General features: G+C 60.0%; 9 protein-coding genes. 2 read left to right on the plus strand and 7 right to left on the minus strand.

What is annotated here, in order from left to right; genetic code table 11:
* The 3 genes from YU9_RS48565 to soxC all read right to left on the minus strand — a co-directional run.
* Window positions 1-152 (minus strand): helix-turn-helix domain-containing protein (locus YU9_RS48565; RefSeq protein WP_036019169.1); only part of this gene is annotated, 152 nt, incomplete at its 3' end.
* Window positions 153-608: 456 nt separating this feature from the next.
* Window positions 609-1,148 (minus strand): c-type cytochrome, encoded by a 540-nt coding sequence (locus YU9_RS0137360; RefSeq protein ID WP_027577282.1) that lies wholly within the window; start codon window positions 1,146-1,148, stop codon window positions 609-611.
* Complete coding sequence (gene soxC / locus YU9_RS0137365; protein ID WP_027577283.1) at window positions 1,135-2,406, minus strand: sulfite dehydrogenase; 1,272 nt, start codon at window positions 2,404-2,406, stop codon at window positions 1,135-1,137. The genes YU9_RS0137360 and soxC overlap by 14 nt, the downstream gene beginning before the upstream one ends.
* Before the next feature lie 528 nt (window positions 2,407-2,934).
* On the opposite strand from soxC, the gene YU9_RS43850 reads away from it, so the two are divergent.
* Both YU9_RS43850 and YU9_RS44945 read left to right on the plus strand, forming a co-directional pair.
* Window positions 2,935-3,228, plus strand: coding sequence for a ParB/Srx family N-terminal domain-containing protein (locus YU9_RS43850; protein ID WP_027577284.1), 294 nt, complete (start codon window positions 2,935-2,937; stop codon window positions 3,226-3,228).
* 26 nt (window positions 3,229-3,254) lie between these two features.
* Window positions 3,255-3,563, plus strand: coding sequence for a hypothetical protein (locus YU9_RS44945; RefSeq protein ID WP_027577285.1), 309 nt, complete (start codon window positions 3,255-3,257; stop codon window positions 3,561-3,563).
* A gap of 119 nt (window positions 3,564-3,682) precedes the next feature.
* On the opposite strand, the gene YU9_RS48570 is transcribed toward YU9_RS44945, so the two are convergent.
* From YU9_RS48570 to YU9_RS0137390, 4 genes are all read right to left on the minus strand, one after another.
* Window positions 3,683-3,886 (minus strand): hypothetical protein, encoded by a 204-nt coding sequence (locus YU9_RS48570; RefSeq protein WP_156952355.1) that lies wholly within the window; start codon window positions 3,884-3,886, stop codon window positions 3,683-3,685.
* A gap of 462 nt (window positions 3,887-4,348) precedes the next feature.
* On the minus strand, window positions 4,349-5,560 hold the full coding sequence (locus YU9_RS0137380; RefSeq protein WP_036019172.1) for an ABC transporter substrate-binding protein: 1,212 nt from the start codon (window positions 5,558-5,560) through the stop codon (window positions 4,349-4,351).
* 23 nt (window positions 5,561-5,583) lie between these two features.
* Window positions 5,584-8,985, minus strand: a complete 3,402-nt coding sequence (locus YU9_RS0137385; protein WP_036019174.1) for an adenylate/guanylate cyclase domain-containing protein — start codon at window positions 8,983-8,985, stop codon at window positions 5,584-5,586.
* A 343-nt stretch (window positions 8,986-9,328) separates the two neighbouring features.
* Window positions 9,329-10,507 (minus strand): sensor histidine kinase (locus tag YU9_RS0137390; protein WP_027577288.1); only part of this gene is annotated, 1,179 nt, incomplete at its 5' end.

Here is a 10,507-nt window from a genome sequence, read left to right on the forward strand (position 1 = left end):
GATCTCTCATACTCGAACGAGGTCTCTCCCGACCTCAGCACCTTCCGAACCGTGTTCCGAGACACCTTCAGGTCGCGGGCGATCTCCTTGATCGTCTTACCCTTGATGAAGTGCTCGCGCCGTATCCGCCCAATCGTCTCCACGACCAGCATCCCCAACCACCTGCTTCATTCCAAAGCAGGCAGCGCAACAGACCTATCTGTAGGGGGTCAATTTTGGACGCCGATCCCCCGGCTTAGGGGGTCAATATTGCAAGCCGAATGACAGTGAATACCGACAAGCGCAGGTGCGCTGAGTTAGCCAGAGCCGTTGGCTCAAGCATCGATTGTCTAGCGCGGCGGCCATGCAGCCGGCTTTAGCGCGGGCGCTACTCGCCGCGCTAGCAGTGATCTTGCGCCGGACCGGCGGCGCCTAAGCTTTCAAAGGTACTTTGGGGCCTGCCCTCGCGAGGCGGGTACGCGGGACCGCCCGCCTTCAGCGTATTTCGGGGCCGCGGTTTTGGCCTTTGGTTCCTCGCAAAATCCCTTGGTCATATTGGTTGAGCGTCCGTCGCGCGGACGTTTGCAAACGAACGCGATGCAAAAGCGCACCAAGATACGGCCGCGAAGCTACTTCGGATTGCGCGGGAACGGGATGAACCCGTCCCGGTTCGGCATTTTCACCTTGGGCAGCGACTGCGCGTCGATCACATCGTTCGATCCAATGATCCCGTTGAGGTTGAGGATGTAGGCTGAGACCGCGTAAACTTCGTCCGCGGTGAGCGATTTCGACTCTTGGAACGGCATTGCGCGGCGGATGTAGTCGAACAGCGTTGTTGCATAGGGCCAGAAACTTCCCACCGTCTTTATTGGTGTTTTGCCCGGCGCCAGTGTGCCCATGCCGCCGGCGAGCGCTCCAGCGAGCGCGACACTGGGGCTGATTCCCTTCTCGCCGTGACAGGCCTGACATTTCGCGACATAGATCGCTTCGCCCTCGATTGCGGTGCCACGACCAGGCGGCAGACCTGCGCCATCCGGTCCGATGCTGATGTCCCACGCTGCGATGTCGGCGGGCGCGATCGGTTGGCCGAACTGCTGGGCCTGGGCCACGGCCGCCGGGGCAATGGTCAGCGTAGTTATGGAGACTGCAATTGCTTTAAGCGTAGACATTGCTGGCCTCCCCCATCTCGTCGATGCGCCAGCTTGCTATGGCGTTGTAGTGGTAGACCCCACGCAAGCCGCGCTCGTCGACAAACTGCGCGCGCGTTGGCTGCACCATGCCCGTGTCATCGGTGGCGCGACTCTGCAGCACGGCGGGACCGCCATTCCATTGCCACGCGGCGCGGAAGCGCACGGGCGCCTTTGGCAGGATCGGCCCCTGCAAAGCTGCTGGCGCCCAGCTCCGTCCGCCGTCAGCCGACACGTCGACCTGCCGGATGCTGCCATTGCCCGACCAGGCCAGCCCCGAAATCTCGTAGAATCCCGGTTCCTTCAGCACGAGCCCCGGCGACGGACGCGTGATGACGGATTTTACTTCCATCGGGAACACGAACTGCCAGGCCTTTTCCTCCTTGAGCAGGATCGTGTATTTCGATGTTTCGTCTTTAGTCATGGCCGGGCCCGCAGTCAGCTTGAGCCGGCGCAGCCACTTCACGTTCATGTTGCCCTCGAAACCAGGCAGCAACAGCCGCACCGGATAGCCGTTCGAAGGCCGCACTCGCTCGCCGTTCTGATACAGACAGACGAGCGCATCATCCATCGCCTTGGTGAGCGGGATGCTGCGGCTCATGGCGGCGGCGTCAGCGCCCTCGGCGATCACCCAGCGCGCCTCAGGTTCGAAGCCTGCTTCATCGAGCAACGTGGAGAGCCGCACGCCCGTCCATTCCGCGCAACCCACGAGGCCGTGAATAGCCGCCACATTGAGCGGTTGGGCCTGGGGCGCGTTGAGCGCCAGGCTGTTGCCGCCACACTCGATGAACGCGATGCGCGATTGCATTGGATAGCGCGACAGCGTTTCGACCGTAAATACAAGCGGGCGCTTCACAAGCCCATGGATCACTAACCGATGTTGATCGGGATCGATTTCTGGGACGCCGGAATGGCTACGCTCGAAATGCAGTCCAGATGGCGTGATCATTCCTTCGAGCATATGCAGCGGCGTGCGTGACGCGCCGACACCGGCCGGGTTGGGGGGCGGCGGAAAGACTTTGACGACCTTGCTCTCGAACGGGGAGGGCTGGCCGTAGCCCGCAAATCCCGGACCGGGCAGCTTCATCCACGGCTGCACCGTAAGCTGTTCTGCCGATCCGCGGGACAGGCCTGCACTGGTCGCACCGACAACGAGCGCGCCTTCAAGAAAGATGCGGCGGCTTAGAATTCCATTGCCCGCCACCGGATCGCCTAGTTCGGGATGTGTTTTTCTAGACATGAGCACCCCCTCGTTGCGATCAAATCAAGCACTTTGCGCGCCCTTGCGTGCGCACCAGCGAGTACTCGGTGAGGGACCGGCACAAAAAGAACTGTCGGTTCTATTGAGTGTCATGCCTGCCGACGGCATTCCCGCTGCCATTCGCCTCGAACGGAGACGTCGGCACGTCCTGTCTCGGAAAGCAGCTCTAAATAAGACTACGCCGACCCAAAAGACCTTCAAATTGGTAAGGATGTCGCACAAGCAATCTGGTCAAAACCAATGTCTCCGATATCCGAGAGTTAGGTCGCAACCGGTAGGCTCGGAAGGAGCATATGATTTCTGCTTCGCTTCCAAAACCCGACATCCGATGAAGTACATGCCCGCCCTAGCACACCACCAATATAGAATTGGGACAGTGCTGCTGGTTGGTTTGCGCAAGCGTTTGCGTAAGCTAATGCATCATCGGCGTTTTCCTCCCCACTAGCGGCCCTGCGAAGGCGGGGCCGTTTTGTTGAAACTCGCTGCGGGAATTAGGACGACCAAATCATGGATGCACTGGCGAACAAGCCGGCCGTGGAAACATGGCCGATTGAGCGGCTACGGCCCTATGAGCGCAATTCGCGCCGGCATTCGGCCGAGCAAATCGAGCAGATCGCGGCGTCGATCCGGCAATGGGGCTGGACAATGCCGATCCTTGCGGCCGATGACGGCATGGTGCTAGCCGGGCACGGCAGATTGGCCGCCGGCAAGCTGTTAGGGTTTACCGAGGTTCCGGTCATTGTCGCGCCGGATGGACCCAGCAGCAAAAGCGCGCCTACGTCATCGCCGATAACCGGCTGACCGACGCCAGCGATTGGGATGACGAGATGCTGCGGCTCGAATTGGCCGACCTCGTCGAGGGCGGTTTCGAGATCGCGCTGACCGGCCTCAGCGAGGACGAGCTATCGAAGCTGTCCATCGGCGTTCGCGAGTTAGAGCAGATGCCGGAACTGCCGGATGGCGATCGGTCGCCGTTTCGCGACATGACGTTCATCCTCTATGGCGAGCAGTGGGACATCGTCGAGCGCGCCATCGCTAGGGCAACTAAGCCGCGCGACCGGGACAATCCCAATCGATCGCCGCAAGGCAACGCGCTCGCCGCGATCTGCGCCGAATATCTAGGGCGCGTCTCATAAATCGGGACTGATGATTGGTGCGGCTTACTCGATGTCAGCTACGCCCCGATACCGACCAAATACTTCGGCGCAGCGAAATGATACGATGGGCCAATACCAGAAGATGGGAACGGCGCCTTTCAGCGACGGCGTAATGGTTTTGGCGCAGAAGTCTGAGGCAGCCGGTTCGGGACTTTACCGGTAGCTGGTGGGACAACCTGTCGATTATGGCCACCGACCATGTCGCGTGCAAGTTGCTTCTGTTGATCGGGCGGTAAGGCGTTCTGAGCTAGGCTTGCCGAAGCAAAGACCATCATGGCGGCGACCGTCACGAACAACTTCATGGCCAAGCGCTCCCTACTGTTAACAAGAAGAATAACTAAACAAATCCCAAATTCAACGACGGCCTGCGCCCTGCTTTATCTGCGCTCCCGAAGTTCTCGTCTCCTTGCCGCCCGACATCCCACCCAAGCACCTTGGCAAAGAGCGGATGAAGCGCTGTTTGCGTATGGCCTAGAAGGAAGCTCCCCTCTTAATACCGATCAATGTCGGCTGACGGTCAGGAGCACCCGTCAACGCAACCATCGTACAACGTCCGGTCTCCCTCAGACAGCCGACATGGCGGCGGCCCGTTCATTGTTCAGCTGAGGGCCAATTCCGGACTCATGCAGCGCAGCAAAATGCATCGCTATTGGATTACATTGTCGACCCGAGCCAATAAGTGTCTGTGGAATATCGATGCTGCGGGCGGCCGTATTCAGATTGATGACCAACTCAAACTTGGTTTGCTTGCTCGACTGGGAGTTTTAGTGCGTATCACCCTCCAGACCTTCCCAGTATTTACCGTTGAAGCGGGTCTCACGTAACTGCTTGATTGGCTGATAGTCGGTAGGGCTTGTGTTCAGGGTTATCCCGGGCAGCAGAAGTGGTATCGTAAAGCCGTGCAAGCTTGTGGCACGACGCATGATATTCTCGCGCGACAGATCATCCCCGCATTCTCTTAGTAAAAGAACCAATGCTGCGGCATATTGATAGCCGGCGGCTACATAGGTGTCGCGCTCATTGCTATTTGGATTGTATTTCTGCACCCACTCAAAATATTCCTTCATGTCCGGATCGTCCTTCCACCTGGGGTCGGTTGGATCCTTTGCGAAGCCGCCTGATAAGATACCAATCGCGTTCTCGAGTCCGGCAGGCTCGAGAACTCCTGAGATCGACTGAGAGGTGTAGGTCAGGAACTGCATTGGCCTCCAGGCCAGTTCGCTGACCTTGCGAATCGCCTGTGCCGCGAATTTTGGTCCGGCAGCAATGTAAAGGGTGTTCGCTCCAGATGCCTTTAGCGCCACCATCTGCGATTCGATTGTCGGGTCACTCACTTCGTAGGACAGTTCGCGGACGACGAGTTCTTTTGCTCTTTCGCCGAGTCCATCCTTGAGCCCCCTCACATGCGCCTTCCCGTAGTCGTCGTTTTGATAGAGTATGGCAATCTTTGCATTCGGATTGTGCGTGAGGATGTATCGGGCATGCGTCTGCCCATCGAGTAAATAGGTCGGGATGATGCCGATCGACCACGGAAAATGTTCCGGATCGTTAAACTGCTCAGAGCCGGAAAGCAGGAACAATTGCGGCACCTGGCGATCATTGAGATATTTACGCACGGCCAGATTTGCGGCGGTACCAAGTCCTCCGAAAACGAACGCGACGCCGTCTTGCTCAACAAGCTTCCTGGTCTGTTCGACCGTCTTCGGAGGAGTGTAGGCATCGTCGAGGCTGATCAGGTTTATCTTTCGACCGTTGATCCCGCCCCGATCGTTGATCATCCGAATGTAAGCAAGCTCGGCGCGACCGATGGTACCCCAAGCCGAGACAGGACCACTGTAGGGCATGGTCTGCCCGATCTTGATCTCGTTATCGCTGATACCGGGCGCGTATCTCTTCTGCGCCGTCGCAGAACCGGTTGCGATCGCGATGCTGCCGAAAACGATGGCCGCTGTTATCCATGTGCCGTGGAATGTCATCGAACCCTCCATGGTGACGGTGTTTAGATGGCCGAAACGCATTCTCCCAATTCGGCGAGCAAGGCCTTGGCCCGCTTGAGGTCGAGCGTGTCAAAGCCTTCGGTGAACCAACCGTAGATCGGCGCGAGAAGATCGTGAGCCTGCTGCGGCTTTCCCAGGCCGCGCCAAAGCCGCGCCATGCTCATCGCCGCGCGCAGCTCCCAGGATTTTGCCTGCTGCTCACGCGCGATCGCGAGAGCACCCTCGAAATACGCTTCGGCTTTCGCTGCATCCGGAGCCGGCAACATCAGCGCAATTTCACCGGCAATTCGATAGGTTTCAGCCTGGCACCACCTTGACTTTGTTATTGCCGCCGCGCTCATGGCGTCGCCAATGCAGCGCCAGGCATCGTCAAACTGATCGAGTTCGGCGTGGGCGAGCGCCAGATATGATAAATTCAATGGCATCCATAGTGTTGTACCCGTCCACTTCGTAGCGCCGATCCCGGAAGTGATCATTTGGACTGCATTCCGGGCGCTGCCGGTCAGCGCAGAGATATAACCCTTAAAGATCGTGCCCGCTGCTTTCCACAGCAAGGTGCCTTTTTCGTCCGCCAAAGCGACACCTTCATCCGCTTGCGCTTTTGCTGCCGTATGGTCTCCACAGTGGATGCAGGTCAACGGCACGTGGCTTAGCGCGAACATCAGCGTGGCGGCATGGCCAGTCGCGCGAGCATCCCGGAGTGCACGCTCCGTGTCTGCGAGCGCAGCCTCCGGATAGCCAAGCAACCACAGGGCCAACGACCGAAATGATAAGATTGACACTGCGACGTCTTGTCCAAACCGCATCGCCAGTGGACGATGCTCGGCCGGATTATAAAGCGCGATCCCCTGATCGTAATGCAGCTTGGCCTCTGCGATGTCCCCGGAAAGCAGCAGGGAGTTGCCCATGAGCCGGTGCCCGATCATGTGCGGCACCGTCGCCCCTTGCTTCTCCGCAAGCGCCAGGAACTGTCCCGCAAGCTCGCAGCAGACATCGCCATTGAATGCCACAAAATTCGCGACCCAGAAGCCGTAGAGGACCGAGAACAGCAGCAAAGGGTCTTCGGGAGGCTCTCCGAGTGCCTCCGCTCGTTCGATGAACACGCGCGCCTGATCGAGGGAAGCCTTGGTCTCAGGGGACGCATAACCCTTGGTGTGCATCATCGCATTGGCAAGCGCGACCTGGAACGTGATTTGTTCACGGCGCAGCGCGGGCGTCGTGGGCAAGGTAGCAATCTGGTTGAGAGCATGTGTGAGCTGAGCCGCGCCTTCGACCAGGGCTGAACGTGCCAGTGCCCGTAGTCCCGCATCGCCCCACAGCCTCGCGGCCCTCTCGATCAGCCCGGCCTCGGTGCAGTGATGTGCCAGTAGCTGCGGCTGGGTTGCGGCGATGTGCGCGAACTGGCTCTCAAGGGTATTGGCGATGCGGGCGTGAAGCGCGCGCCGCGGCTCCCGCAGCAGCGTGCCATAGGCAGCGTCTTGGACCAGTGCATGCTTGAACAGGTACGTCGCATGCGGCGGCACACCCTGCCGGAACAGCAAACCGGCCGCAATCAGACGATCGAGCGCCGATGCGAGGTCCGCGTCCGGTTTTCCGGTCACCGCAGTCAGCAGTGCATGGGAGAACTCGCGCCCGATCGCCGCTCCGATCTGCGCCACCTCCTTTGCGACGCCGAGCCGGTCGAGCCGCGCCATCAGGGATGCATGCAAGCTTGCAGGCACCGCCACGGTGGGCGATGGAACCGCGGCGGCGGTCCGCCGCGCCTCGCCTTCGCTCTCCGCCTCCAGTACCGCCTTCGTCATCTCCTCCACGAACAGAGGGATGCCGTCGGCGCGCTCTATGATGTCCTGTCGGATGCTTGCCGGCAGCATCCGGTCGCCGACGACGCGGTCGATCAGGGAGTCGATCTCGCGCTGCGCCAGCCGATTGATGGTGAGGAACGTCACGTAAGGTCGCCCGATCCAGGGCGGCTCGAACTCCGGCCGGAATGTCACAATCAGCAGCACCGGAAGGGTCTGAACACGCTCCACCACGAGGCCTAGCACCTCCAGGCTCGTGGGGTCGGTCCAATGGGCATCCTCGAAGATCATCAGTACCGGGGTTTGACGTGTCAGAGCCTCGATCTGGGAAACAAGTGCTTGCAGCGTTTTCTGCCGCTGTTGCTGCGGGGTCAGACCGAGCGCGGGGTAGCGGCCATCGTTGGGGAGCGACAGCATATCGGCAAACAGCGCGATATCGTGGCCCGACGTCGATGTTTGTGCCAGAAGGGCGTCGAGTTTGTCGCGCTTTACCTGCGGTGGGTCTTCGTGCCTGAAGCCGGCGGCCCGTTCCATGTGACCGATGATCGGATAAAGTGCGCTGTCCGCGTGCTGTGGTGAACAGAAATAGCGCAGACGCGTGTGCGGCTCGCCGCCGAGGCGTTCCAGCAGCGCGGCCGTGAGCCGGGATTTTCCGATGCCGGCCTCACCCGAGAGCAGCACGGCTTGGCCCTCGCGGGCCTTCGCTCTGGACCAGCGGCGAAGCAGGAGTTCGCATTCTTCGTCCCGTCCGACTAGAGCGGTCAGGCCAGTTGCGTGCATCGCCTCGAATCGACTCTCTACAGCACTCTGCCGCAGCGCCGCCCATGCCCGCGCCGGGCCGACGATGCCCTTGAGGTCTTGTGGGCCGAGGTCCTCGAGTTCGAACAGATCGCCGAGAAGCCTTCGCGTGCTGTCGGCGATGACAACCATATTAGGCTCTGCGACCCCCTGCAGGCGCGCCGCGAGATTCGGTGTCTCGCCGATAATACCGCGCTCCTGAGCCTCTCCTGATCCGATCAGGTCGCCGACGACAACCAGGCCAGTCGCAATACCAACCCGGATTTGCAATGAAACGGATGCCTTGAGTGCCGTCACTGCCGCAACCAGCTCCAGGCCCGCTCGCACAGCTTGTTCAGCGTCGTGCTCGTGGGCCTCCGGATAGCCGAAATATACCAGGACGCCGTCACCCATGTATTTGGCGACGAACCCGTTGAAGCGCTCCACCGTCTTCGCGACGCAGGTCTGATAGGCGGAAATCACCTCGCGCAAATCCTCCGGGTCCATGCGCGCGGACAGCGCCGTCGAGCCAACCAGGTCGGAAAACATGACGGTAACCTGGCGGCGCTCCGCGAAGTCCGGTTGGCGCGCCATCTCAGCTGCGGCAGCCGGTAGGCTGGCAGGCGCAGGCGCGTCCTGTTCTAAGTTAGGGACATTGGCAATCGCGCGCAGGAGCTTGCGTCGATGACCGAGCGACGCCACCCCGATCTTTTCGAGATCGGAATCATTCAGATCGCGCAGAATCGAAAAATCAATGTCGTTCGCAGCGAAGCAGCGCGCGTACCGCTCTAGGCCCAGATCCTTGAGCCAGTCCGCAATCTCCTGCATCGCGGCCTCCAATGCCTCAAGAGCGACTTTGGGAGCGAAACGCCGGAGCTTACCACTGCAAGCCTTGGGGCGCACCTCGTCCATTAGGTCTTGGAAGATGACCTATGTAGTCAGTATTGATCCCGGCTGCTAGTAATCACTGCGCCATTCGTTGGCCAGCCCCATTCAAAGCTGGGCCGCTGGGCCGCTGGGCCGCCGCGTTACGCAGACAAGTCTCTCCAAAAGATAAAGTCCGGTTGGGGTCAATCGCGTCGGTCGGGCCAAAAGTCGGCGACTTCCGGTCTACCCTGACAAGCCGACCTTCTCAGTGGGGCGTCGAACTTCGCAGTCGGGCCAAAAGATGTCATCGCGGCAGCGTGATAATGAACTCGGTAAACACACCCAGCTCGCTCTCGACATCGAGGGTTCCGCCGTGTTGCTTGACAATGATGTCATGGGTCATCGACAGACCGAGCCCCGTGCCTTCGCCAGCTGGCTTGGTAGTAAAGAAAGGATTGAACATTTTTTCCTTCACGTCGACCGGAATCCCGGTGCCGTTGTCGCGGATGCGAATTTCGACCTTGTCGTCAAGGTTGTTCGTGGTCGCACTCAGCACAGGCTCAAAGGTCTCGTCTCCCGCCTCGGACTTGCGCCTGGTCGCGGCATAGAAGCCGTTGGAGATCACGTTGAGCAGCGCGCGCGTGATCCCCTGCGGATATACCTCGATTTCGCCCGCGTCGGGGTCGAGGTCCTGCGTGAGCGTGATATTGAAGTCGGACTTCTCTGCGCGCGCGCCATGGTAGGCTAGATTAAGACTCTCCTGGACCAGGGCATTGATGTCGGCGAGGCGGCGCTCGCCCGGTCCCTCGCGTGAGTGCAGCAGCATGTTCTTGACGATGGAATCGGCCCGCTTGCCGTGCTGCACGACCTTTTCGAGGTTGCTCTTCAAAAGCGCCGTCAGCTCATCGACTTCGGTGCGGATCTTGTCGACGAGTTCGGCGGGCTTGAGGGCCTCGTTCAGCTCCTCGGTCAACTCCGCTGAAAGGGCTGCGAAATTATTGACGAAGTTGAGCGGGTTCTTGATCTCGTGCGCAATGCCCGCGGTGAGCTGGCCGAGCGAGGCAAGCTTTTCGGTCTGCACCAGGCGGTCCTGTGCGGTGCGGAGGTCGTCGAGGGATTGCGAGAGATCGTCGGTTCGCTGCCGCAGCTCCTTGAGCAGTCGTGTGTTTTCGATGGCGATCACCGCTTGTGCCGCAAAATTTTCCAGCAACTCGACCTGCTTGTCGCTGAACTCTTGCACTTCCTTGCGGTAGACAGCAAAGCCACCGACAAGCTCGCTCTCCTTGAGCATCGGCACAATCAGAACGGTGCGGGCTGCGGCGACCTTGTAGATCAGATCNTNGGGNTGCTCTGTGGCGATATCGGCAATGTGAACCAGCGCCTTGGTCTCGACGAGGCGCCCCAGCGAAGGCGCCCCATCAAACGGCGCGATGAAGTGTGGCGGCGTTTCCTGGTCGGGCGCGTACAATTGCGGCACGTTTTG

This window comes from Bradyrhizobium sp. WSM1743, from assembly GCF_000473065.1.
Classification (GTDB): Bacteria; Pseudomonadota; Alphaproteobacteria; order Rhizobiales; family Xanthobacteraceae; genus Bradyrhizobium.

What these genes read in the sequence shown, in the direction of transcription:
- YU9_RS0137360 (WP_027577282.1), bottom strand. Translation starts at nt 1,148, where the DNA reads ATGTCTACGCTTAAAGCAATTGCAGTCTCCATAACTACGCTGACCATT.
- soxC (WP_027577283.1), bottom strand. Translation starts at nt 2,406, where the DNA reads ATGTCTAGAAAAACACATCCCGAACTAGGCGATCCGGTGGCGGGCAAT.
- YU9_RS43850 (WP_027577284.1), top strand. Translation starts at nt 2,935, where the DNA reads ATGGATGCACTGGCGAACAAGCCGGCCGTGGAAACATGGCCGATTGAG.
- YU9_RS44945 (WP_027577285.1), top strand. Translation starts at nt 3,255, where the DNA reads ATGCTGCGGCTCGAATTGGCCGACCTCGTCGAGGGCGGTTTCGAGATC.
- YU9_RS48570 (WP_156952355.1), bottom strand. Translation starts at nt 3,886, where the DNA reads ATGAAGTTGTTCGTGACGGTCGCCGCCATGATGGTCTTTGCTTCGGCA.
- YU9_RS0137380 (WP_036019172.1), bottom strand. Translation starts at nt 5,560, where the DNA reads ATGACATTCCACGGCACATGGATAACAGCGGCCATCGTTTTCGGCAGC.
- YU9_RS0137385 (WP_036019174.1), bottom strand. Translation starts at nt 8,985, where the DNA reads ATGCAGGAGATTGCGGACTGGCTCAAGGATCTGGGCCTAGAGCGGTAC.